We start from the raw sequence: 25,917 nt of genomic DNA, 5'->3' as shown, positions 1-25,917 counted from the left end.
TAATTCTCCAGTATATTTTTTTATAAAATTGTAAGTGTTACGAAATTTGATCTGGCCTTTAATAATAATAAAAGTAAATTTCGTAACTCTTACATCCGATATTACTTTGAATGCTTTTGAGGTACGAAAAAGGCATGAAAAGTCAATGCGTGAGGATGGAAGTGGAAAGCCCGCTAAGGGTTGGTTGTGTGTCTGCGCGGACTTGCAGCGGACAGCCGTGTCGAAAATATGGGTAGGTTTGTGGGCATGGATTTGAGACCACGCCCAAATAGTAAATTATTCAAAAATATGTTAATTGAATTTGATCTTAATTCTATAAATCATTGATCATATAAATATGGCTGCAGAATTGACTTGGGCAATAAAGGATGGACAGTATGTTAATGTTAATGAATTTGAGCCAGGCCTTGGTTTAGATTGTGGATGTATTTGTCCCGAATGTGGAGGGCAAGTGGGATCGCGGATTTCGCGGATAAAGGAAAGTTGCTTTTTTCATTTTGATAAACTTTCAAGATGTTCTGGTGGCCAGAGTGAAACAGAATTACATCTTGAGTCCAAAAGAATTTTTGAATCTCATAATTATGTCGTTTTAAAGAAGGGCGAAAGCAACATAAAGTTTGAATACAGTAAGGTTAGATTGGAACAATCGATAGAAGGAATAAGACCGGATTTAATTCTAAGTAATGGACATCAGGATTTGATTGTAGAAATCGCTGTTACAAGTTTTTTAAAAGATAAACCAGGTAAAGTCTCCATTTTGAAAAGTATTAATAAACCAGTTATTGAAATAAGTCTAAAAGAGTTTTATAATGCTCAGAATATTTCAGAAATACAAAAGTCTCTTAAAGAAGAATTGATTGAAAAAACTAGGCTGAAAGACTGGATTGTTTATTACAATGACGATGATGAAAGTTTTAAAATCATTGATAAAAATTGGTCTCTAATGGAAATAGCTTTAGCAGCAGGTGTTTCGTTCGGTGCATTTTGTGGCATAAAAAAACTATTAGAGAAAAGTAGGAGAAAGAAAAGTCGAAAGAGAAAACGTTGAAGAATAAGTTGATTTGAGGGTTAGTATAATAAAAATTAAAAATAGTAATTGATGATTCCTGATATCGTAAAAGTAAAAACTGTAATATGCAAATAGCAAAATTTAATGGAAAGAGATTAAGAGCAAAGTATGCGATATCTGGTGATATTGGAGAGTGTCCTTGGTCTGGAATGCCAGTAAAAGCTAAAGTCGGTGAACTCAGGCAATATTGGTCATATATTGGGGATAAACCTCAAATGCCTGAGGGGTATGAAAATGAAACAATATGGCATTGCAATTGGAAATCTTTAGTTAAAGATGATAGTTGTGAAATTATTTTTGGTGAAAATAATGAACACCGGGCAGATATTGTGGGCAACAATAACACGATCATCGAAATACAACTTTCCCCCATAGATATCAGGATTGTAAGAGAAAGAATAGAATTCTATAAACGTGTATCTAATCAGCGATTAACTTGGATTGTAGATGCAACTAAATATTTCAAAAATACATTTGATATTGAAAAATCCGGGCAATTCTATAAAGCAACTTGGAAAAATAAGAGACAATGGACATACTTAATCGCTCGAAATACAGATTGTCATTTGTTTTTAGACATTAATCACAAGAAAAATTACTTACTAAAAACTTGGGTTAAAAACGGAGAAATATATTGTATGTTTTATGAAAAGACTAAGTTTTATTTTGATTACTTAAGTGAAGTAGGACAATTTAACTCGAACGAAGAAATTATTAAACACTTAACTAAAGAAGAAAAATAGGTAAATAAATAATAAGACGGTTGAACAATGAAAATTGTAGACCTGAATTGAACCTACTTAAATACTTTATAAATAAATATGGAGATAGAGATAAAAAAATTTGTGGAATTGATGGATGAAAAACAATATACAGAAGCCGCGTCTCTTCTGTTAAATGAAGTAAAGAAAAATGCATCATCAAAACTTCAAAATTATTTGTCTGCTGAAAATGAATATCAGCTAGAATCATTCTCAGTGAAACTGAAAGAGAAATTTGAAGAATTTGTCGATATAAAAAAGATAGAAAATGATCAACTCTTACTTCAGCTTATTTCAGATTTTGAATCGTCAAAAGATATAGTACTCTCTCAAGAGCAGAGGAAAATAATTAAAGATGATCTTAGTTTGAAACTAAAAAAAATGGATGAAGAGGAAAAACATGAATGGTTAGAAAGTTTATTTAAATTAACTTATGCTAGTATCCATTCTCAGACAGAAAAGGTAAATGACTCATTAAAAAAACAAGACCAACACATAATTCCATATGTTTACTTAAAGCAGTTTTCCTTTTTACAAGGTACTACACCCAAGGTTTGCCTTATTGAGCCAGGTTTTCATAAACCTAGACGTAAAAGTATAAAAACTTTTTTAACAGAGGATAATATATTTACTATTGTTAGTACCGATAAAGAAGTTGCCTATGCTTTAGAAGATTATAGTTCAATAATAGAAACTCAATATCCTCAAATTTTAAATGAACTAGAAAATAATAAAAGGTTGTGCAGCAATTCACAAACATATTTAGTTATGGTAGTTGCTAATCTTTTAGTTAGATCTATGCCTTTTAGACTGCATATTGAAGGCGTTCTGAATTCCGAAGATCGTATTCATTTTCTTAAATATCTTTCAAGGCATGTACCCGGAATAGATGAAAAGTACTTTGAAATACCAACTCATGATCTCATCAATAGAGCAAGTGTAATTTTAATGAATCAATTTAATTTAGAAATTGCTCAATTAAATTTTATTTTCTTACAAGCTAAAGAAGGTGATCATTGGTATACAACTGATTCACCTGTTATTATTGAAAATATAGATATTGATTGGTTTAATTTTAACACTGAAATATATTTTCCTTTGTCCCCCAATTATTTAGTTTACATTCATAACCCTAAAACTCTTAAATCAGATTATCCATTTAAGCAATATAAGGGTGAGGTTGTATATCATGCTAGTGAAACGGAGATGGAATATATTAATAAAAAATGTTTCGATAATTTTTATAAGTGGGTTATTTGTCCCAGAGATATGGATTTTGATTTTAGCAAAGAATAACTTGGGGAATCAAATAAATAAGCCTCCCATAAGCTAGTTAGAACCATTCTTATACTTATCCTTAATCAAATTATCAAGCTTAATAAATAGTTGTTCAAAAATCCTTAATACATGAATTAAAAAACCGTCTTTGAGAATTATTTCATTATCTCCTTCAAGAAAAATACATTTTTTAATATAGATTAATTCAGCAGTTCTTGATTTACCATCTGAGGAAACTAGTTTTCCATCATTATGAACAACTGTATTTCTTATTAGTTTTATCGACTTTATTTCATCCCAAGTATTATTATTGACTTTTATGTCTCCTAAATTTGCTACTTTTTCCAAATAACTCATTGATCTTTCTATCCCAGAATCCTTAAAATCTTTTAATTGAACTTTATAGTTTTCATTTTTTTCAAATAGAATACATAACTGATCTAATTCATATTCTAAAAAACCAAATAATGTTATAAAGGCAGACCTCCTTTGAAGATTTGGAAAATGTTCTTTAAATATTGTATCAATATCCCAAGTTAAGCTATCTAGCCCATTATGCATCTCGACAGTTTGAATAGTATTCAATTCATCATCTTCGTCATAATCAATAGTCTCTTTCGTATTAATGAATTCTTGAATGCTTATTAAAATTTGCTTTTCGGTACTATTGATGAAAGATTCAACTAATTCCAGAGTAAACTTAAGATGATCTTCATACCAATTTTGGGGAGTCTTTCTTAAAATCAGGCTTGCCATTATTTTATTTGCATTAATAATTAGTCGTTTAATATAAAATATTATTAAATTCTTTCCTAAGGTTTATAAGAACTTGAAGAAGATTAACCTTATTAATACAGCGGCCGGAGGCCGGTGTATCAGTTGAAGGATGTGTGTGCGGTTGGATTTTGAGGGCTGGCGAAACACGCCGAGAGCGCAGGGGAGAACCAAAAGCGAGGTGCGGGGAGGAGAGGGGCTGGAAGCTTTTTTGGTTCTTGATTTTCTTTGGTTCCTTTCTTTGATCCAAGCAAAGAAAGGGACAGTTTCCGCATTGTCTTTGCGGGGAGGTTGAGGAAGGGATTTTTTTTAAGTTCACTCTAGGATAATGATGAATAATTACCTTCATATATATTCCATTGGAATATAAAAAAACGGCAGCTCCGATAAGAAGCTGCCGTTTTAATTTAAAGTAGATATTTCAGAATTGTTATCAATAATGCAATCCCACTTACTAATTTATATATATGTTTAGGCTTAATTTTAACACAAAATTTAATCTTCATTGCTATAAGATTTAAGTTAAAGACAGCCCATTTGTCGACTTGATTTAAAATTTACAATCACTTAGGCCGCTTCCTATCTTAGTTTTTAAATGTAGGTTCATATGGATTATTCAGTATAGATCGAAGTTGTCAGTAGATAGATTATTCAGTATAGATAGAAGTTTTCAGCAGATGGATTATTCAGTATAGATTGGAGTTTTCAGCAGATAAATTATTCAGTATAGATCGGAGTTTTCAACAGATAGGTTATTTAGTATAGATAGAAGTTTTCAGCAGATGGATTATTCAGTATAGATTGGAGTTTTTAGCAGATGGATTATTCAGTATAGATTGGAGTTTTCAGCAGATAGATTATTTAGTATAGATCGAAGTTTTCAGCAGATAGATTATTCAGTATAGATCGAAGTTTTCAGCAGATAGATTATTCAGTATAAATCAAAGTTTTCAGTAGATCAAGTTTCTAGTATGGAGCATCAATAAATAGTAGTATCAATAAATGGCATTTTGTCATTATGGAAATGGTCACAAGCAATAGCTTATCTTAAAACAGCATGTCAAAAAACGGGGCGGTAATACAATACCACGAGGTAAATATATTAAAAATATTGACAAATTATATTTTTTTTGCATTAACATTCAGCATAGGGCAGGAGAGTAGCAGGAAAAAATTGAGTACAGAGATTTCAAGAAGGATTTTGATAAAACTAACTAGGTTTAAATTTTTTAAGCTCCTCTCCTGTTATAATTGCTAAATTTTCATGGTTATTAAATTCTCGGACTCTGACTCTGATTTGTTCATTTCTTTGTTTTGATACAAAGAAACGAACCAAAGAAAAATCAAGAACCATCAAAGCTCCTTCCCTCAGGCTTACGCTCCCCTCGCTGATGGTTCGGCCACCACCCTTTTAATGTTATTTGATTTAGCCATGCCAGATATACGATCCTGAAAATTCTGTCCAGATGTCTGGTTCAGGAATTCCTGAAAACTGCACTTCTGAGAATCGTCTGTACGATTTTAAAATGATTTTTTCCGGCTTTACGAGTCCCCGAATCTGAAAATCCGTCCGGATGAAATTGGGAAAATCTGATCGGCTGGAGAATCGTCTATACAGATTCAAAATGGATTTTGTCGGCGTATATGAGGACGGAATCTTCGACCTGGAGTCCAGGTCGGGAATTTGGGAAATTGGTCGGCTGGAGAATCTCCTGTACGATTTTGAAAAGAATTTTTCCGGCTGTACGGGACACCGAATCCGGCCGGACGAAATTTGGAAAAACTGGTCGGTCTGAGAATCGCCTGTACGGATTCAAAATGGATTTTGTCGGCGTTTACGAGGTCGGAATCTTCGACCTGGAATTAGGAAAATTGATCTTCCTGAGAATCGGCTGTACGAAATTAAATTGGATTTTTCTGGCTGTACGGAACTCCGAAATCCAGCCGGACGAAATTGGGAAATCTGATCGGTCTGAGAATCGTCTGTACGGATTCAAAATGGATTTTGTCGGCGTATACGAGGACGGAAATTCGGTCCTGGAGCCCAGGAATTTGGAAAATTGATCGGCTGGAGAATCGCCTGTACGATTTTAAATTGGATTTTTTCTGCTGTACGAGACTCCGAATCCTGCCGGACGAAATTGGGAAATCTGATCGGTCTGAGAATCATCTGTACGATTACTCGGCCTGAGAATCGGCTGTACGGATTCAAATTGTACTTTGACCGGATATACAAGCTTTAAAAAGCGCTGGCTAAGCATGTGTAATGCAAAACCAATTGGGTTGGCCTGTGGGCTGCTGGTTTTGAATTACTTATGCGAGTGGGTCGGCCAAAAAGTGCGGTGGGAAAAAACTAAATTTCGTTGTGTAATAGGTGCGCAAGGTTTGTGAGATGGGATTACACAAGTGTGGGCCCAGGGCACGGCCTTGCGGGGCTATTTACACATAACGACAAATTATATAACTTACTTGACTCTGGCAACTCAGACTCGGATCTGATTTTTTTTATTTGAATAATGATAAAGAGAGCATGGAGAAAGCTGGCAGTTCCAGACAAACCTTTCGGGTTTGGGTCGTGCGGTTGTGTTAGGTTTGGATGGTTAACATAATATCATTATGTAACTGAGCGTAAGGCTTTAGCGTATGGATGAGTTATATAATTTATATTATGTTAAATAGGAAATCACAGAATCCACCCTTATAGCTTTTTAAATATTAGTCTACTAGTTATAATATTATAATGACAAAAATTTCAATATCCTTAAACACGTCCTTCTCTTCTTTTACCTAAAATATTGTTGACTATTTTGGGCTCAACTAAGCCGCTAAACTTTTATTTTTTCAATTTTAAGAACTATTATTCCGCCATTATATCAGTACTCGTTTTTGATTTTTTACTATACCCATATTCAATTGCAATTTTTGATCTGCATTTATTCCACTCGCTGAGTTTATCCTGATTATTGGGGTAAAAATTTGAATATTTTAAAAAAACTCTTGTTTTACCTTTTTAGGTTAATTCGTTCTGGTATGTATCCTAACGCTTCCAGCATTTGCCAGTCTGTAGTCATTTCCAGAGTCCGCAGCATCGCTGGCGTCAATGTTCTCATATATTCTTTTTCCCGATAAAACTCCCTGCCGAAATGCTCAAAATGAATTTGCATTTCAGTATTGTCCCAATGTGCCGGAAGTACAATTTTCTCTATGGATTCAGGATAATCCTTTACCGGGTTAAAATTAAACTTATTCTTTAGTTTTTTCAGTACTAACGGTTGATTTTCAATAAGATCTTCTTGTCTGAACAAAGGTTTGTCCTGGATAGTCCTGCTCCAGGCCAATCCAGGATTTATATTTTATGTTAAATAGATTCACCGATTCTTCAAGGACTTTCATGTATCTCTTTTCTTCGTTTTTATATTTTAATTGTCAGCCGGAAATCCTTAGCACACTTGCTGTCCAGGAATACGGATTTTTAATTGAAATCAGAAATTTCATCGCTTCGCTGACGATACAATCTTTAAGCTGATCTGCTATTGATTTTATTATAATCCATCTGCATCCTATCATCCCGAACAGTCGTTCTGGAACTTTTAGACCAGGTCGCTTCAATAAGTTTATTATGTATAAGATCCTCTTCTATTATAAGCTCATTTCTTAAATTTTTATAATCCGCAGGCAGACTATGTTTGTCCCCCAGAACATGCATCAGCACTTCTGTATTTGAAAAATTTCTTCTATCAAAGCCCGGATAAGGTTGGTTCCTGTTCTTATTTCACCATATTGTTTGATAAAACAGATATTCTGGTTCTGGTTTTCAGGCATAAACTCCAGAAGTTAGTTTCAGGAATAAATCTTTCCACTGAATTGCTACTTCATCTCTATGGTAAGCTTTGTTTTGGGTCACTAGTAAGCCCTGTCTTTGCAAATGCTCATAATGCAATTTATCTGCATAAAGTCGTTCAAGTGATTTACTCAATGCTTCAGGAGAAACTTCAGCTCCTTCGAGCATGGTATATCCACATGTTTTTCTTTCAATTGGCATTAATTCCGCAGCTTCTTTCCAGATATTTGCACAGGCGCTGTGATCTGGTACAACCTGGGGAGCCCCGGTTGCTGCATGTTCAAAACTTACAAGTCCCCAACCTTCACCCATAGAAGTATTTACACCTACATTGCAGGCATTATAGATAAGGTTTAATTGTTCACAAGGAACTTCTGGATGCTGTTTACCTTCTGCTGTGTAAATAATCCTTTTTTTAAGACCAAGCTCTCTCACCATTTTTTCTATGTCTGTAAATGAATTTTTCGTGGCCATGTGCAGATAGAGCCGAACATCATCAGGCTTGTCTTCAACAAATTTTGCGAAGCCTTTCAAAGTAATGTCTATTCTTTTTCTAGGCTGATTTTTATTGGCATTCAAAACCCAGAAACCTTTCCAGCTTGACGGATTATCAGGAAAAAGTTGCTTTCTGGCTGCCAGTCGCCTTAAGGAAGAGGGCAATGCCTCCCCTCCTAATCGATAAAATTTATCTTCAGAAAGCGGATGTGGAATTACAGCTATATTATGAAAGGGTTTGTTCTGGGCTACTCCTGCCTTTTGCGCGGCGCCTCTAAGTGCAGCATATCCAAAATCATTAAATACAACAAGTGCATCAAGACAAGTTAATTGTCGAATACTATCTAACTGAAGAATATTTCCATCTAGTGGTGTATAACCTACAAGTATTGATTTATGATTGCTTTTGAAAATAGACTTCGTAAACCTGGGGATGAGCCAGAGATCATGGTAAATTAAAATAGCTTCGGGCTTTAGGCTATTGACAAGACTTTGAAGAGTTTCTTCAGCAAAAATATCTACAGGTGAGGTGTTATGGTGCAGAATAAATTTAGATGTTTTGATGGTTTCTTTACTCTTCTCATCTGTATCAAAACCCAGGATGTGTACTTCAAATATTTCAGACAATCCTTTAGCTATTAATCTTGTAATACGTGACAGCCCGGTTGCATGGCTGAATTGACCTATGATGAGTATTTTCATATTGATTCATTTATAAAAAAAGAAAAACCGAAGCGACTTATCGTCCACTTCGGTTATTTTCACCTGGATTGTTTATTGTTATGATAACACTCCGAAATTACTTGGAGACTTTTTGATATGATCTTCTCCATGATTGGAATATAATAATACTTCAGCAGCGGTATCTATACTTTTTGGCTCATAGATCCAATCCATTACATAATCGAATTGTTCAATGGCTGTTCCCGGAAGTTGCCCGTGTTTGCAAATGCAGACATAATTAACTACTCCGGTTACTCCTGTAAAGCCGAAATAATGCTTCCATCCACTTAGCGTTGCTCCGCAGGAATATAGCCAAGTTGCGAATTCCGTAGTAGGATAATTCATAAGATCGACTGCAAAGCCGGATATAACAACTGTATAGTTTGTCTGAATGATCTCGTTGATATCATTCATAATCTCATTATATACATTTTGTTCCGTCTCCAATGAAGTGTTATCCACATAATACTTGTGACTCATTATGACTTCCATAGAATCGCTGTCAAATATTGCTATCTGAAATCCTCCGATTGGAAATACGAAGTTGCGTCCATTATAATTAATAACTCTGGGATGTGGAGTAACCGGAACAGGGTCAGGAAGTACTACTTCACCATTTACAATGATGGCTGAAGAGGTGATATAATTTCCTCCACCCGGTCCTTGTCCGAAAGATACATCGGCATTGGCAGTGGCAACAATGGCACTGTTGGTATAAACCTTAATGGCCTCTGCAATGGCAGAAGCAGTATCTCCTGTAAATAACTCTGATAATGGAGTCAGTTGAAATAAAATGATGGAAGGATTTTCCATTACTGCCGACTTCCAATAAGTGAAAACTGAATTTTCGGAATCTCCAAAGCCAGGATTAAGCGCTTCCAAAGTAGATGTGTCCCCACCTTCTGCTGCGACTTTTACAATTCGGTTTTCAGCCCATTGTTCACCGAGCTGGTTCCAGATAGCCTCTGCCTCTGCTTTGGTTGAAAAGAATACGCCTTTATATTCAAGTGCAAGGTTGGCCTGTATTTGAGTCTGATCACTGCTGAAGCTTTGATCTATGGCTACAAAATAAGAAAGGTTTCCTCCCACGGTTGCTTTGGAGATGAAGTGCGTACCAAACTTTCTGAATACAGCAAAGAAACATTCTTTGTTTTCATTGGTGTACTTGGAAGGAAGGTTCTGGACTGCAGGATCTTCGGTAAAAGAAGTTGAAAGCCATTGTGAATTGGTGCTGTTCATCAGCAATTGCCAGCTCTGGTAATTAGCTTCTGACACACCATAGTAATAACTGTTTTCCGTGTTAAAAGATTGAGAATAGGCCATATTGAATTCTCCACTGAATCCTCCTGCTGAACCGGATAAGCCTGCCTTGGCTGAGAAGTAACTCTGGAATTGCTGACGCGTGGTGAAAACGTTGGTTGATCCGGATGTATCATTTTGTGTTAAAACTGTAGTATTGTCCGGAACCTGATAGGTGACGCCAGTGGGTGGATAAGTATACTCTGTTGCATCTTGTTTTTTATGGGTAAAGAGCTGGAAAGTAATGGATGATTCGTTGTACTCTCCCATAATATTGAAGCCAAAGCCCAGAATTTCTGCACCTGGAATAGTGTTCATAATGCCTCCTTTTTTTATAGTGGTTAAAAATTTTATTTGATATGTTAAGGTATAAGTCTTACCAACTTGATAACAAAAGAATTAAGCTGGAAGAACCTTCATGAATGTTCATAACATATTTGGCTGGAAATCCCCCTAAAGCATACAGCCATATGAGTTTAAGGAATCTGCAGCCATATGTAATCCCACAATATATCCATCATCAGCCATGTATGCGGCTCCTGAGTCGCCTGATACTGTAATCACCTGATCCAGCTGTATGAGATTTTTATAAAAAGCCCATTGTCCGGTATTACAGAAATTTGAAGCACATCTGAAAGTTATGCTTTGTATGTTGGCAGTCTGTACACTTCCAGTTTTCGCTCCTACCAATCTGATTCTTTCTCCTACTTTAGGTTTTCTGATTCCTTTGGGTACACCAAGGTAATATATGTTAGGTGCTCCAAGGGTCGGATCAATATCACACCATGCGAGATCTTGTTCGTTAAATTCAGGATTAGGCTCATTCCTGTTTGGATAAAGTGTTAAAGGTATGTACCCGGAAACATCTGCAAGTCCATTCCATTTCCACAAGCTATCCACCGGCTGGTACACATAATTTTGGGCTTGTCCATTTTTTGAAAGAACATGATTACATGAAAGTAGGCGATATGTTCCTTGATATTCAATATTTACACCAAGTGTCCCAACCAAACCTACTGCCTCACCTTCTACCTGGAATCCACCTGGGCATGGGCGTTTATAATTATCAAGGCTGCCCTGTTCCACAACAGGTCCGCTTTCTACAACATCTGTTGGAACGGACTCATTTATGTATCCTCCTCCTGGGATAGGCATAGGAAACTCAACTGATGTTGGTATGAAATCATCTTTATTAAGATCCGATAGCTGTTTCTTTTGTATTACATGCACCACCACTGCCCATTGACCAGTATTCAGGCCAGCAATTCTTTTTTTGCCAATATACATCCCCACTATATTTGTATTGGATAACCAGTTTTGTAATTTTTCCAGTATGGGTTCAATATCTTCTCTTGATAATGTCATTGTTATTTATATGTTAAATAGTAATACATAACATTCCCTTAGCAAGGGTATAAAAGAATAGGTAATATTTGATTCTGACAGTATCTATGCAGATACTGTTTAATTAGAAAATTTTACTAAAATCTAAAAGCAAATTTTTATTGAATAACAAATAAAAGAAACAGCCCGGGATTCGTCTCTCCTATTGTTGTTATAAAAGCAATCTTGAAAGCCACAAGAATTTATTGAAAGAAATCTTAGCTGATTTCTTCGTAATGGCTAAACTGTAAAATAAAATTATTAATCTGGTAGTGGCAGGTTCTCCAGCTGATCGAAAACCTAAATGTTGCGCTATATAAATACTTTTTAAACTAACATGCAAGTGCTAACAATATATTTTTTATTTATTTGATCTTTTAATATTATATCTTTTTATAAACACCATTACAATTGTTGGCATTTATGAATTTCAATCAATAAAAATTTTAAGCTTTTTTAAACATTTTTGATTGACGCGGGTTGCACTTAGTTATTGCTGGGTACAGAGGATAACTATTTTTTTATAATGAGAGATAAAGTGGAACTCAGGATTTTTAAAACCAGATTTAATTCATTGTTTAACTTTAAACCTATATACCATGATGAAAAATGATGTATTCTTAAATGCAAAATGGAGTCTTATGATTTCAATGGTTTTTCTAACCCTGGTCATTCCATTACAAGCCAAAAGTAGTTCAAAGAACTCTGCGGATCTCTCTGTTAGCTTGCTTTCAGGAAACCGGAATCCTACCATTTGTTCAGGATCCAGTGTTAAATTAAAAGCAGATGCGGGCCCTAAACAAACTGTGAAATGGTTTACAGTGCCAGTGGGTGGATCTCCTGTTGGCACGGGTAAAGTTTTTATAACTCCTACCCTTACAACTACCACTACTTATTATTATGAAACCTATGTATGGGGAATCCCTATCGGTCCTAGAACGGCCATAACGGTAACAGTAATTCCTGCTTCCGGAAAAATATGGGACAAAACTTATGGAAGTACACGCCCTGAAGGAGTGTGGACTATCGCTCCCGCAAACGAAGGAGGGTATATTTTCGGAGGTACCAGATTTATAATAAAAACAGATGAAGACGGAAATGTGGTATGGCAAAATCCTCTGCCAGCCTCTTCCCTGATTTTATACTCTATTGTTCCTTATCCCGATGGAAGTGGTTATCTTGCCGGAGGATTAACCGAAACAGATTCTACTATACTGGACTGGCAGATTTTTAAACTTGACAATGCGGGAAATGTAGTGTGGACCAAAACCTTTGGCGGTACGGGCCTTGACGATCTTCTTGAAATTATTCCTGCAAAAAATGGGGGCTTTATTCTTGCTGGTATATCAGAATCATCTGATGGAGATGTATCTGTTCCTAACAAAGGATTTAATGATTTCTGGATCATTAAAGTGGATAATTCCGGGAACAAGATCTGGGATAAAAGTTTTGGAGGTTCGGGGTATGATATTTTATCTTCTATTATCCGAACACACGACGGATATCTACTTGGAGGACGCTCCACCTCTTCTGATGGAGATGTGACAGATGGAAATAATGGAAGCTTTGATTTCTTGATCATAAAAACGGATTTCCATGGAAATAAAATCTGGGATAAATCGTATGGTGGCTCATCGCAAGATCAGTTATTTGCGCTAAGTTCCACACCTGGTCACGGATATCTCCTAGCTGGTATGACCTCATCTACAGACGGCGACATCACTGATGGAAACAATGGTGATACAGATGCTTTGATCATCAAAGTGGATGCTCATGGTAATAAAGTTTGGGACAAAACTTATGGCAGTTCCTCTTCTGATAATTTCACAGAGATCATTGGTACCAATAATGGATTTCTATTAGGTGGTTATACATGGGGCGCAAACGGTGACGTCACTGATGGAAACAACGGACTAAGTGATTTCTGGATCGTAAAAACGAATTTTCAGGGAAATAAAGAGTTTGACAAAACTTACGGAAGCAGTGAAGCAGATATTCCTTGGGCCAGCCTTGGTCTGAACAGCAAAAGTATTCTTATTGGCGGAGAATCAATGGGGGCAGATGGAGACATTACAGATGGAAACAGCGGCAGCACAGACTTTCTGGTATTTAAATTAGATCTGAGATGCTTTGACAAGGATGATAAGAGAGAAAGTATAGCTAATGAAAATGAGGAAGAAGCTTTGGAGGCTACGGTTTTCCCAAACCCATTTTCTGATTACCTGAACATAAAATTACCTGGTTCTGACAATGGCTCAGTATCAATTGAAATTTCAGATCTTTCAGGCAGGACTGTCGCTGTATTTAATGATATTAATTCTAGCTCAGATCGAGAATCTTTAATTAATACTTCAACATTTGAAAAAGGATTTTATATCTGCAAGTTCTTTGTGAACGACAAAGTTGTGGAAACAATTAAAGTAATAAAACAATAAAAAGTTTTAAGTAATAAGTTTTAAGTTCTAAGTGGACGATTCCTGGATTGTGGCTGCTGCCTATAGGAATTGTCCATTTTTTTACAGCACTATTTTTTACTAATACATCTTAACCCTTTTAACTTATAATAATACGAAGCATATATTATAACATTAAGAAGTGTTAGTTCTCTACATCTATTCCTCTCTCTATTGAAAATATTAAAGTAGTAAATAAATAAAAGATTCCTTCCGGATTGGCTGCGGCTTATAGTAATTGTCATTTTTTTTCATATGCTGATTGTTTTTTACAGAGGCCTGAACCTTTTAATATCCGAAAGTATGAAACATAAATTATTACATTTAAAAGTGTTTGTTTCTTAAACCTATTCTTCCCTCAATTCAAAACACCCCTTGGTAAAATACCCTATAATGTAGATTCGAATCTTGCATACTTTTACATTATTAGTTAACCTTTCAAGAAGTCCTGATCGAATATAATCTAAGAGCAAAAGCCATTCGCATGAATTGGTCCATGAAGTTATTGCCTTTCCGAAAAGTAAAGTACTGATTATAGCTCTCAGAATATTTATAAACTCAAGGATAAAATGTAAGATCATTGACTAGTGTGTTCAAATGGTTTAATCATAAAAAACAATACATATGCAAACATACGTTGTAGATAATTTTTGCAGAAGAATTGATCTTGATCATCCCGAAGATGGAAAAGAATTTGAGAAGCACTTTTATAAAGCTTTTAATAAGTTGAAGGAACAAAATTTTTTAAGGAGTATATGGAATTGGGATGATGAAAAAAAAACCATAAGGTTTAATATTCCTAATGAACATATAACTATGTATTCATTTAGAAATGATAAGGCCCAAAGCGTTATTTATGTAGGCGGCCTCTATGATCGCAGTTATTGCCAATTCGACAAATTTGGTTTTCAGCCTCCTATGACTGGAGAGAAATATGGAGAAATAATAACACTTTTCTCAACTACTGATTTTGATGGCAATCTATACAATCTGGAAAGGACCTTTCTGAAAGGATATTGTTTTGAACAGTCAAGAGAACAAGGTTGTAAATTTCTTCTTGCCACTTGTACTCCTCAACTGATCAGACTTTATCTGAAGTGGAATTTCAAAATTATTGAGACCAGACATTTCAATGGTGCGATAAGACATTTAATAAGATTTGATTTATAGTAAAAGGTTCTTCAAATGCTCCAGGAGTTATATATCAAATTATATTTCCTGGAGCAATTTAAAGTTTAAAGTCAGGGCTTATTTCAGAGTTATTTTTACCGTGTACTTTTGGTAAGAGGCAAATACTCCTAACCCTCCTTTTATATTCGTATATATATTTTGGGGTTCAGAGAAAAAATTTTCCTGATAATTTGAATCATAGCTTTTATAAAATTCATAGTAATTCCTGTCCGTATTTAATAGAGTGAGGCCAATATCACTGAGTCGCCTATTCATATTTTCCAGTGGTGTATCTGTCTTGAAAGGTCCTATTTTACCATTTTCATAACCGATATCTTTAATCGCAATATTTTTCGTATCAAAATATATCTCATTGTAGTGTTTATATTTTGGACTATAATAAGTGGAATCATAGATTGTCCCTGCCTCACCATAAATTCTATAATAATTGTTTTGATTTTGGATATCATCCCACCAAACTGAAATTTGAAGACTCTTACCAGAATATGTATAATTGATAGATCTTTCAATAGTATCTAAACTAAATTTAAGACTCGAATTAATGTCTTTTGGAACAATGGTTTCTGCCTCAGCATAATAGCCTTCTGGAGTGGAAACTATGAGATGATAAGTGGCTCCTGGAATTATCGGATATTGAGAAGCAGGAATTGTATAGGATGATAATTTTTCATCATAAAGAAGCGAAGTAGAAACACCGTTGCCGGACAATAATACAGTTGCGTCTTTCACAGGATTGGCATTGAAACCCTTACTCTTCTGGTAAATCGGAACTGATTTTCCTACAAATATTTTAACGATCGTATCCTGAGGCGAAATATATCCTCCAATGACAAGCTTAGATTCAATTTTGGGCATATCTTTTTCGTCTAATGTTTTGATGCACGCTGAAAGCAAGGAAGACACGCCTGCAATAAAAATGATATTAAGAAGTATACGATACATGTGAAATTAAAATTTGAAGTTATAGGTTATTGAAGGGATAATAGGAAAAAGAGATACCTGTTTAATGACATTTCTGCCTCCTTCAGCAGTCATATAATAGAAGTATGGATTTTTTCTTGAATAAGCATTGTAAATGCTCAGATCCCAGGTTCTCTCGCGGCCTGATGAAAATTTCTTAATAAACTTGATTCCTACATCCAACCGATGATATGGCTTCATTCTATACTCATTTTTTCCTCCAAAGTCTATAAGATCCCTACCACCATACGTACTGCTACCTGGATTATGAGCTATGCCTCCATAAGAAGCATTCGGAATAGTGATGGCATTGCCGGTTCCATAAACCCAGGTTGCAGAAAAATGTACATTATCAGAAAACTTGTAGATACTGACAAGTGAGATATCATGCCTTCTGTCGTAACGTGCGTAGAATTTCTTACCATAATTTACGGAGTCAAATTGCAACTGAGTCCATGATAAGGTATAACCGATCCAGCCGGAAAATTTTCCTGCTTTTTTATGAAGTAAAAATTCCAGACCATATGACCAGCCCTGTCCCTGTGTGAGATTCTTCTTCCAGCTGTTTTTATCCTTTTCTACCATTTCTTCGGACAAAAAGAAAGAAGCTCCCTCTTTAAATCCTACACTTCTGTTCGTTTTCTTATAAAATCCTTCTATACTGCCAACCACATTTTTCCCGCGGAAATCCTTTGTCAACCCCAGGGATAATTGTCTTGACTGAGCAGGTTTTATATTTTCTGATGTTGGAACCCACAGATCCAATGGTAAGCCTAAACCTCCACTGGTAGCCTGGTGTACATACTGATTCATTATTGCAAATCCTCCCTTAACTGCAATATCCTCCCTTATCTTGTATCCCGCGCTAATTCTGGGCTCTGGAAATAAATAATTTTTGTCTTTTGTAATATAGCTGGACAATCTGATTCCAGCATTGATTGTAAGACGAGGAACAGGTTTAAAAATATCCTGAACATAAACCGAAGATTCTAAAGCACGAATTTTATTGTCAAAATTTACATCATTAAAATTCTCTTCATGGTATACTACAGCCTCAGGTTTAAAAGTGTGAAGAGTAGAGATCAGTCCTATTTTTAATGAATGACTAGAAGATGCTGATATATTGAATTCATGCTTTAATGAAATGTCTTTTACATTGGAACAGTAGCGTAGTTTATTGACTTCATCCTGGTATTTTTCTTCATTATTTATATCAAAAATATAATTACTATAAATAAGCGATGTCTGAGAGCTTATCTTTTCATTAAAAATGTGGTCCCATGCTAAGGTGCTTGCGGTATTACCCCATTTTAACCAGGCGCGAGTATCACTATAACTATCTTTAAAAATTGCAAAGAATTTATCCCTTCCAAAATAACCGCTCAGATAGATCCTGTTTTTAGGATTAATGTCGAAATTGAATTTCCAGTTGAAGTCATAGAAGTAATAGCCTGCCTTGGTTTCTGAAGATAGGAACGGAAACATCAGTGCATCAAGGTAAGTCCTTCGACCAGAAACGATAAAGGAAGATTTCCCTTTTTTAATTGGTCCTTCTACAGTGAGACGGGAGGCAATTAGTCCGATACCTCCTTCTGCATGTATTTTTTCATTGTTCCCATTCCTTATTTCCATATCAACTACAGAAGACAGTCTTCCTCCATATTTTGAAGGAAACCCACCTTTGATAAGTTCTACACGTTGAAGTGCATCGCCATTAAACGAAGAGAAAAATCCGAAGAGATGATATGGATTATAAACTATAGCATTATCAAGCAGGAAAAGATTTTCACCAGGACCTCCTCCCCTCACGTACAAACCAGCAGTACCTTCACCTCCTTTTTGAACACCGGGCATTAATTGAATGGTTTTCAAAACATCCTTTTCTCCCATTAGTGTTGGTACATCTTTAATCTGATCGATTGGTATTTCGATATTACTAATATCTGCCCCATCACTTACTGATTTATATTTCTTCCCTTCCACAATTATTTCTTTTATCTCAGCAGCTTCTTCTCCAAGTGATATATCTAGTCGTACGTCAGATTTAACGGATATCACTTTTTTAACAGTTTTGTAACCAATAAATGAGAAGGTAATTTCAGCAGAATCAGAAGGTGAAACAGATAAGTTGTAATAACCCTTTGCATCTGTTGTTGTTCCTTCACCTCCGTTAGATACCAGTATCATTACACCAGGTAATGCTGCTTTGGTTCCTGCATCGCGCACGTTCCCGCTTATAGTATAACGTATATCTTGTGCGATGACTTCTGAATGTATTATTGAAATAAACAAAATGAAATTCAGGTAACTCAAAAGTTTCATTATAAAAGTTGTTAAAAATTATTATTTAAAATTATTTAAAAACAAGATCTCAACGGCTTATAGTTTGAATTATTTTATTTGAATCTGAATAAGTAAAATTTGAGTTATTAATATCATTTTATTCTGCTTAGTGAGTAATGCATTTTAATTTCTTAAACTTTATATATTCTTTTGATTCCAAATTAGAAATATGGTAATCCCTTTTTTGAATTGAAGTTAAGTTAGCAGCTTCTTTGATAATGTAACTTTTGATACCGAGAATGTATTTTGATTAATGTATTCTGAAGTCGAAAATACAGTTTACATTTGTGAACCAATATACTAAAAGCATAGAAACACAGGTTCTTAGGTTTGAGGTATATAAAGGATTGTGAGTTTAACTTTGTAAACAGAATAAGACTTCACCCCAAGGTGTCGGTTATCACCTCACCCTGGGGCTGAAGAAAACTTTACAAGATGAAGGGTAAGACCTCCTGAATAGGTGGCTTTATTTCAATATGGGATGAAGCTCTAGTGAAACCTGTACTTAGAAATGCAGCTTAAGAAGTTAAGATATTTCACAAATTCGGCATTGCAAAGGTAGCTTTGATAAAATCTCTTTTCTTTGTTCATTGTGATCCCTGCGAAGAATCTGATAAACATAAAATAAATTAGTAATAAGATTTATTTAAAACTTCAAACCCTATAACTTCCCTAGCAATCCTAAAAATTCTTCCTTTTTTTTTGCTTCCTGAAAAGCTCCTGAATAGTTTGCTGTAATGGTGTTGCTTGAAATATCCTGAACTCCCCGGGAGGAAACACATAGATGTACTGCGTCTACAATTACAGCCACATCTTCAGACTGTAAAGCTTCTTTTAAGCCCTCGGCTATCTGATTGGTAAGGCGTTCCTGCACCTGTGGTCTTTTCGCATAGTATTGCACCAACCGGTTTATCTTAGACAGACCTATTACTTTTCCTTTGGAAATATATGCGACATGGACCTTACCGATAATAGGAACAAAATGATGTTCACAATAAGAATAAAGGGTTATATTCTTTTCAATCAGCATTTCATTGTACTGATACTTGTTGTCAAAAAGTTTAATACGAGGTTTGTTTGCAGGATTTAATCCGCTAAAAACTTCCTTTACATACATTTTAGCTACCCTGTGCGGAGTTCCGTTTAAGCTGTCATCCCTTAAGTCTAGACCTAACAAAAATATGATTTCCCTAAAATGTTTTTGAATAAGTTCTATCTTAACTTCATCATCCATTTCAAAGGCATCTTTACGTAGTGGAGTGTCAATGGAAGTGCCGATATGCTCCTCTCCTATATCTGATATTTCAGTTATTGCGTTCATTTATTATATTTTTATTTCTACCATTACTCTTTTGACCATTGCATCGCAGTATACAAGGTTAAACTCAAAAATTTCTGAGGGAGTGTAAGATTTTTCAATTTCCTTTTTCAACATACCTTTTGCCCTGTTGAGCCGGACTTTTACATTTGATTCGCTTATCCCTAATATGTCGGATGTTTCAGAAACATTCATTCCGTTTATCTCCCTTAAGGAGAATACCAAACGATAGTCCAGAGGCAATTGCTGTAAAGCATTTTCAATAACCAGTCCCAACTCTTTGGTAAGAATGGTTTTAGTCATATCAGCTGACTGTTCATCTGCAAACATAGGAGTACATTCTGTTTTGATTTCATCAGGAATTTCATTCTTATAACCTGATTTTTGTTTTTTCCTAAAACAATTGTTAAGCATTATTTTGGTTATCCAGGTTTTGAATGAAGCACGATTTTCATAACCTGCCAAATTTATGTAGGCATTTATAAAAGTATCCTGCATGAGATCCTGGGTGTCTTCATGACTGTAACTATAAGCCCTGCCAGTTTTATACAGATGTGCATTGTTTCTTCGGATGAGTATTTCAAATAATGCAATCTCTCCTTCCAGGATTTTTTGTATAATTTCTCCGTCTGAATATTGGTCAAGTTTCATGTCGCTACTCTTATATTGCGTTTTGTGAGTTGTCTGATGTGGTGCAATAATTAACATTTCTCTAATACGATTTAACGGCAAAAGCGGAAAGTCTTGACATAGAAAATGCTCCTATGGCCATTGCCAAATCTCTTACAGCTACGTCAAAATAGTGACCGCCTGTGATAAGGGTTATTGCAATAAGTGTTAACCATGCTGCGACGATAAGTCCTCCTATTTGTGGTTTTACCAATACTAAGACTCCTGCTATTATTTCAATGACTCCTACTACCATCATAAATATGTGAGGAGAAAAAGGCAGCATGGTTTCAAGGCTTGGATTAAGATAATCTTCCCAGTGGGTAAGAATATTTGTAAACTTGTCCAGACCAGCAGCAATTGGTACAATTACATAAGTGAATTTTAATAAATTAAAAACAGTTCTTAGCGTGCTTGTATTTGATGTTACCATTTTTATTTTGTTTTGTGTTATACTTCATTAGAGTAACTGAACAAGAAAATGGTTACAAAAAAGTTTAAAATAAGCTTAAAGTAGAAAGCTGAAAACTAAAAGTATGAGGGACTTCCTTTATTGAAAGCCCTCATATAAGAAATTTATTTCTTTTTCTCCGGAACTTTGGCTCCTTCTTTTCTGGCTTCAGAAAGTCCGATTGCGATTGCCTGTTTCCTACTCTTTACGGGTTTTCTGGAACGACCTGATTTGAGCTTCCCTTCTTTCATCTCTTTGATATTTTCTTCGACCTTCTCCTGAGCCTTTTTATCATATTTTGCCATATCCTTCCTATCGATTAGTTCTTATGAAATAACAAGCAGAATTAATTTATAGTTGGCTTTATTATTTGGGTAAAAAGGTTTTCGAAGATAATCCTGTCTATCCTTTAATCCCATGGATCCTATTCAGACAATTTTAGCCATATCATTCCTATCGATTGTTCCTTATAAAAACAAGAACAATTGATTTATAGTTGACTTTATTATTTGGGTAAAAAGGTTTTCGAAGATAATCCTGTCTATCCTTTAATCCCATGGATCCCAGTTCAGACAATTTTTATTTTTCATTAATCCCATAAATTCCAGTCCCAGTTCATACATTTTTAAACAGACTCAGCAACTCCTTCCTGGAGAGGGCCTTTAAAATAGAGCTGTCTGTTTTTACTAAATCATTCACCAGTTCCCTTTTGGTCTGCTGCAATTTCATAATCTTCTCCTCTATTGTATTCGGACAAATAAGCCTCACAGCCACCACATTTTTCTTCTGACCTATTCGATAGCTTCTGTCAATTGCCTGATTTTCTACCGCTGGGTTCCACCATGGATCAACCAGATAGACATAATCTGCTTCTGTCAGATTGAGGCCTGTACCACCAGCTTTCAGACTGATCAGAAAAACCCTTACCTGATCATTTTTCTGGAATTCATTGATTACAGACGCTCGTTCTTTTGTTTGTCCAGTCAGATATGCATGTGGAATACCTTTATCTTCAAGTCTCTTTTTTATAAGGTCAAGCATGGATACAAACTGAGAAAAAACAAGGATCTTATGTTCCTGATGTTTGTTCTCAATCTCCTCCATTAATACATCTATTTTAGAAGAGTCCTCTCCATAAGCTTTATTTTCACTGATCAATGCTGTGGAGTTACAAAGTTGTCTTAATCTTGTAAGCCCTTTCAGGAAGTGAATATGTTCTTTATTTAGCTCATCTTCATTTCTTGCAGCTATGAAGTCCCGCATATACTGTTCGTAGGCATCATATATACTTCTTTGCTGCTCTCCCATTTCACAATACAATACCATCTCAGTCTTTTCAGGCAATTCTTTTGCTACCTGCCTTTTTGTCCTTCTTAATAAAAACGGATGGATCTTTTTGCGAAGCTCTTTTGCCCTTCCGCTATCTTCAAACTTGTCTATAGGCATAGAATAATGTCCTTTGAATTGTTGCTTGCTGCCAAGCAAGCCAGGGCAGACAAAAGAAAATTGTCCGAAGAGGTCAAAGGTATTGTTCTCAACAGGCGTACCTGTAAGTACCAGTTTATTCCGGGATCGGAGCAAACAGGCCGCTTTGTATCTTTGTGACTCAGGATTTTTAATGGCCTGAGATTCGTCAAGAATGACATAGTTGAAGCTGTATTTCTTCAGAGTAGATATATCTGACAATAATGTTCCATAGGTTGTAATGATGACTTCATAGTTGTCAAAGTCAGAGATATCTTTTATTCTTCCTGCTCCGTGAAATGTATGTGCTTTTATAGAAGGAGCAAATTTTTCAATCTCCTGTTGCCAGTTATATATCAGGGACGCAGGTACTACTATGAGGTTCGTATTACGAGTCTGTTTCTTTCTTTGTAGAAGAATAAACGCAATGATCTGAATTGTTTTTCCCAAACCCATATCATCCGCAAGACAACCTCCGAAGCCAAAGTCATCAAGGAAGTTGAGCCAGTTAAGGCCTTGTTTCTGATATTCGCGAAGGGTGGCATTTAACTCCTTCGGGATCTTTATTTCCTGAATCGATTCAAAATGCTCAAAAGCATGGCGGAAATTTTTTATCTGATGACGTGTTTCATCAGAAAGAAGATGTTCTTCATACAGCTCTGCGATTTCATTAAAATTTGTTTTGGGAGTTTTTAACATTCCTGCTACCACATCAATATCTGCGGCATTGAAGTAAGCTGAAAATTTCTTTAGCCAGTCAGCAGGAAGGATTCCAAGCGTTCCATTATCCAGCTGAATGTAGCGGCTTTTGTCCTTTACTGATTTTTGTAATTGTTTTAATGAAACCTTCTGATCGCCGAATTTTATATCTATGGTTGTCTCAAACCATTTGATGCCACTGTTGACCTTTATGTTAATGGAAGCCTTGTTAGGGCTGTATTGAATGCTCTTCAATTCATTAAAACCTAAAATAGTAATACTATAGTTTTTCCATTCTTCAAATGCATCCAGAAACCAGTCGTTTTCCAGGAGTCTTTGTTTGTGCAGGTAGTAGCAATCACCATTCTGCTGTTCCTGAAAGAACGGATGTTGTCTTACTAAGAATGCAACAAAACGATCTTCAGCATCCTGATCTCTTTCTACAAGGAAAGTATTGCCATTCTGATCTTTTGTATAGATCTGTCTTTTGGAAAGGATTGGTATTTCTACATTACCATATCTCATCACCGGAGTGATAAGTACATAGTTTTCAGAATCAGAAAGGTAGATGATTTTTTCGGAAGGCGCTGTAAAGCCTTGTTCCTCCAGCAAAGCAGGCGCTGCTTTTTTTATATGTGAATAGGTAATCCTAAATTTATTTTCCAGTCCTGCCAATAAAGTTTGCTGAAAGGCATCAAACCTGGAAGGATGTATGAGTACTTTGTGGTTTTGTTGTCTGAAGAAGCTGATCACTCTGGCAAGGTCTTCATCCTCTATTAGATGCATGGTTTCTCCTATCCGGATGAAATAACCGAATTTCAGCTGAAGGCTTTTCAGATTATACAACTGGTCTTCAATGACCAGTTCTGCTGATACTTCATGAAAGCGCTCTTTCAAATCAACAGAAAGTGCAAGCTCCATTCGTGAGCTTTTAAGACTGACGGGAAAAATGGATTGAGCAGTTATCTTTTCAGTAATATTATGATCGTGAAAGAATGCAGGCAGACCTAAAGGATTTTTTACAACAGCTTTTAAGCCTTCTATATCTGATTGTGATTTTGTTTCGGAATAATTATTTTGACAACCGGCAATTGCAGCATAGAATTTAAGTATGTCAACATCCTGTGTTTTCCAGACGGAATCTATTGAATTGATGGGAATTAAAGGGTTCCTGATATTTCCATCTTTAGTAGTTTCTGCTTCAAACAGCTCTATAACAAAGTGGTCGTAGTAACGATGTTTTCCAAATACAAGGATGGTTTGCTTGTAAGAATCAAACTCTTCTTCCTGAGGCACTTCTTTCTTAGGCAGCACATGCTCTTTAAAATAAGCATTGGTTAAATCATTAACTGCGAATAGTCCTTTAAGCCTGGGTTTTATGGCAACAGCTCTCCGATCATATTCTATCTGAAAGAGCTCATCAGGATCAGGTTCATTTTCAAGTCCGTACTCTTTGGCTGCTTCTCTTATTTTTTCATGTCTTAGTTTCTCATCAAAGAAAATCCGCAGGTTCATTCGATCCATGAGGTTGTAAAGGATCTGGATCTGATGACTGCATAATTTGTCTCCCGGAAATCCACATGTGCAGGTAAACTTTAATGAGCTCTCCTCCTTTCTGACTGAAACCGTTGGTGAATCTCTGAGGTTGGAAAGGGTTGAAAATGAGATGAAATCAATATCAATTATTTCAGGCTGAATATCGAAAAAACTTCTGGAATCGGTAGCGACAAGGGTTGAACTATGGGTAAAAAGAAGCCCTTTGTTGAACGAAGCAAAGTTTACCTCCTCTATAACGTACTCATGTATTGGCTTGCTCATTTAAAGTCCTTTCCTGTTCAAAATTAAGGGATTTTGTTGGAATGAGAAAGGCATGAAAATTATTGGATTGCAGATACAATGGTTTTAATATTCGTTTAAAAAAACGGATCTTATTTTTTTATTGGGTATTTATTGATTCATCTTATCCAAAACTTTCAGCATTTGGTTCAGTTGGTTCACTCTTGTTGCCTGATATTCATTTGTCCATTTCTCGATAAGGATGGGGAGGAGTTCTCTCTTAATAGCAGTTTGCGTTAAAGCTTTTATATCCTCATCAATCTTTCCTTCTAATACAAATTGACCAAAGCCCACTGCTATGACGGCATTGTCAATTCCTGTTAAAAAGGTCCCTCCCATACTTCCTGATATAGTTGTTATTAGCTCTTTAAACTGCTCTTCGCTGAATTCGCTTCCGGAGGATTTTGCTATTTGCCTGAATTGCTCCATTAACACAGCATTATTAAAAACATCAGAGCTTGTATTGCTTTTGGCTGTGATATATTCTTTTATTATTGAAGTGTCCGATTCATTCAAGTCAAACTTTGGAAAGTCCCAACTACTAATCAATTCATCTAAATAATTTAAAGGACTTGTACTTTTGTTTGCTAAGCGCCATTGTCTGAATCCGTAGAATGCATCTGATCCTTCATCACTTCCAAATGGACCGGTTGGGTCAATAGGGCTCCAATAGAAACTTTCCTTAAGAAGCTTTTTCGCTTTAGGATGTGCATTTTTCGGAGTAAGTTCGAATTCATCCATTTGCTTTGTGTTCATAAGAGTTGAAGAAGATTCCTTTTGCCCGTAACAAAAATAAGAAAGCAACAAACTTGCAATGAGTAAAAAGAAATTGTGCTTATAGGCCATTTTAATAATTTATACTCTTTAAAAACTAAATATAAATATAGTTTAATTTTTGCAAAGTTTTATT

20 protein-coding genes are annotated in these 25,917 nt (G+C 35.6%); 5 read left to right on the top strand and 15 right to left on the bottom strand.

Translation table 11 applies throughout. The annotated features are described in order from the left end of the window. Positions 1–337 precede the first annotated feature (337 nt). From MYP_RS15870 to MYP_RS15860, 3 genes are all read left to right on the top strand, one after another. The gene (locus MYP_RS15870; protein ID WP_045465221.1) at positions 338–1,048 is read left to right on the top strand and encodes a hypothetical protein; all 711 of its coding nucleotides are present in this window, start codon (positions 338–340) and stop codon (positions 1,046–1,048) included. Positions 1,049–1,134: 86 nt separating this feature from the next. Then, positions 1,135–1,812, top strand: coding sequence for a competence protein CoiA family protein (locus MYP_RS15865; RefSeq protein ID WP_045465218.1), 678 nt, complete (start codon positions 1,135–1,137; stop codon positions 1,810–1,812). 78 nt (positions 1,813–1,890) lie between these two features. Then, positions 1,891–3,126 (top strand): DUF4238 domain-containing protein, encoded by a 1,236-nt coding sequence (locus MYP_RS15860; protein WP_045465215.1) that lies wholly within the window; start codon positions 1,891–1,893, stop codon positions 3,124–3,126. Positions 3,127–3,159: 33 nt separating this feature from the next. Here the strand turns inward: MYP_RS15860 and MYP_RS15855 are convergent, their stop codons facing one another. The 6 genes from MYP_RS15855 to MYP_RS15820 all read right to left on the bottom strand — a co-directional run bounded on the left by MYP_RS15855 (position 3,160) and on the right by MYP_RS15820 (position 11,605). Beyond that, positions 3,160–3,864, bottom strand: coding sequence for a hypothetical protein (locus MYP_RS15855; protein ID WP_045465211.1), 705 nt, complete (start codon positions 3,862–3,864; stop codon positions 3,160–3,162). Positions 3,865–6,884: 3,020 nt separating this feature from the next. Then, positions 6,885–7,220 (bottom strand): hypothetical protein, encoded by a 336-nt coding sequence (locus MYP_RS15840; protein ID WP_045465202.1) that lies wholly within the window; start codon positions 7,218–7,220, stop codon positions 6,885–6,887. A gap of 179 nt (positions 7,221–7,399) precedes the next feature. Further along, on the bottom strand, positions 7,400–7,588 hold the full coding sequence (locus tag MYP_RS15835; protein WP_045465199.1) for a hypothetical protein: 189 nt from the start codon (positions 7,586–7,588) through the stop codon (positions 7,400–7,402). 108 nt (positions 7,589–7,696) lie between these two features. Beyond that, positions 7,697–8,920 carry a glycosyltransferase gene (locus tag MYP_RS25230; protein ID WP_052430262.1) on the bottom strand — a complete coding sequence of 408 codons (1,224 nt, stop codon included), beginning with the start codon at positions 8,918–8,920 and terminating at the stop codon, positions 7,697–7,699. A gap of 78 nt (positions 8,921–8,998) precedes the next feature. Next, on the bottom strand, positions 8,999–10,558 hold the full coding sequence (locus MYP_RS15825; protein ID WP_045465197.1) for an MAC/perforin domain-containing protein: 1,560 nt from the start codon (positions 10,556–10,558) through the stop codon (positions 8,999–9,001). Between the two features lie 135 nt (positions 10,559–10,693). Next, complete coding sequence (locus MYP_RS15820) at positions 10,694–11,605, bottom strand: hypothetical protein (protein WP_045465194.1); 912 nt, start codon at positions 11,603–11,605, stop codon at positions 10,694–10,696. 617 nt (positions 11,606–12,222) lie between these two features. On the opposite strand from MYP_RS15820, the gene MYP_RS25225 reads away from it, so the two are divergent. Beyond that, positions 12,223–14,058, top strand: a complete 1,836-nt coding sequence (locus MYP_RS25225) for a T9SS type A sorting domain-containing protein (RefSeq protein ID WP_081990544.1) — start codon at positions 12,223–12,225, stop codon at positions 14,056–14,058. Between the two features lie 365 nt (positions 14,059–14,423). Here the strand turns inward: MYP_RS25225 and MYP_RS15810 are convergent, their stop codons facing one another. Further along, positions 14,424–14,657 carry a hypothetical protein gene (locus MYP_RS15810; RefSeq protein ID WP_045465191.1) on the bottom strand — a complete coding sequence of 78 codons (234 nt, stop codon included), beginning with the start codon at positions 14,655–14,657 and terminating at the stop codon, positions 14,424–14,426. A gap of 43 nt (positions 14,658–14,700) precedes the next feature. Between MYP_RS15810 and MYP_RS15805 the strand changes: the two genes are divergently transcribed. Further along, positions 14,701–15,246 carry a hypothetical protein gene (locus MYP_RS15805; RefSeq protein ID WP_045465188.1) on the top strand — a complete coding sequence of 182 codons (546 nt, stop codon included), beginning with the start codon at positions 14,701–14,703 and terminating at the stop codon, positions 15,244–15,246. Positions 15,247–15,324: 78 nt separating this feature from the next. Here MYP_RS15805 and MYP_RS15800 read toward each other — a convergent pair whose 3' ends face one another. The 8 genes from MYP_RS15800 to MYP_RS15765 all read right to left on the bottom strand — a co-directional run bounded on the left by MYP_RS15800 (position 15,325) and on the right by MYP_RS15765 (position 25,763). Then, positions 15,325–16,209: a DUF4249 domain-containing protein gene (locus tag MYP_RS15800; RefSeq protein ID WP_045465185.1), complete on the bottom strand. Its 885-nt coding sequence runs from the start codon at positions 16,207–16,209 to the stop codon at positions 15,325–15,327. 6 nt (positions 16,210–16,215) lie between these two features. Next, the gene (locus MYP_RS15795) at positions 16,216–18,549 is read right to left on the bottom strand and encodes a TonB-dependent receptor (RefSeq protein WP_045465181.1); all 2,334 of its coding nucleotides are present in this window, start codon (positions 18,547–18,549) and stop codon (positions 16,216–16,218) included. Positions 18,550–19,231: 682 nt separating this feature from the next. Continuing rightward, positions 19,232–19,891 (bottom strand): GTP cyclohydrolase I FolE, encoded by a 660-nt coding sequence (gene folE, locus MYP_RS15790; protein WP_045465178.1) that lies wholly within the window; start codon positions 19,889–19,891, stop codon positions 19,232–19,234. A gap of 3 nt (positions 19,892–19,894) precedes the next feature. Beyond that, positions 19,895–20,596: a sigma-70 family RNA polymerase sigma factor gene (locus MYP_RS15785; protein WP_231570056.1), complete on the bottom strand. Its 702-nt coding sequence runs from the start codon at positions 20,594–20,596 to the stop codon at positions 19,895–19,897. 4 nt (positions 20,597–20,600) lie between these two features. Beyond that, a complete protein-coding gene (locus MYP_RS15780; RefSeq protein WP_045465175.1) occupies positions 20,601–20,990 on the bottom strand; it encodes a hypothetical protein in 390 nt (129 codons plus the stop codon). Positions 20,991–21,133: 143 nt separating this feature from the next. After that, on the bottom strand, positions 21,134–21,313 hold the full coding sequence (locus tag MYP_RS15775) for a DUF6496 domain-containing protein (RefSeq protein ID WP_045465171.1): 180 nt from the start codon (positions 21,311–21,313) through the stop codon (positions 21,134–21,136). A gap of 310 nt (positions 21,314–21,623) precedes the next feature. Continuing rightward, entirely contained in the window at positions 21,624–24,989 is a 3,366-nt protein-coding gene (locus MYP_RS15770; protein WP_045465168.1) for a DEAD/DEAH box helicase, read from the bottom strand. Positions 24,990–25,118: 129 nt separating this feature from the next. Continuing rightward, positions 25,119–25,763: a hypothetical protein gene (locus MYP_RS15765; protein ID WP_156140667.1), complete on the bottom strand. Its 645-nt coding sequence runs from the start codon at positions 25,761–25,763 to the stop codon at positions 25,119–25,121. Positions 25,764–25,917 lie beyond the last annotated feature (154 nt).

This window comes from Sporocytophaga myxococcoides, assembly GCF_000775915.1.
GTDB lineage: Bacteria > Bacteroidota > Bacteroidia > Cytophagales > Cytophagaceae > Sporocytophaga > Sporocytophaga myxococcoides_A.
The sequence above is the reverse complement of the archived record's forward strand: the minus strand, read 5'-3'. Positions and strand labels throughout refer to the sequence as shown.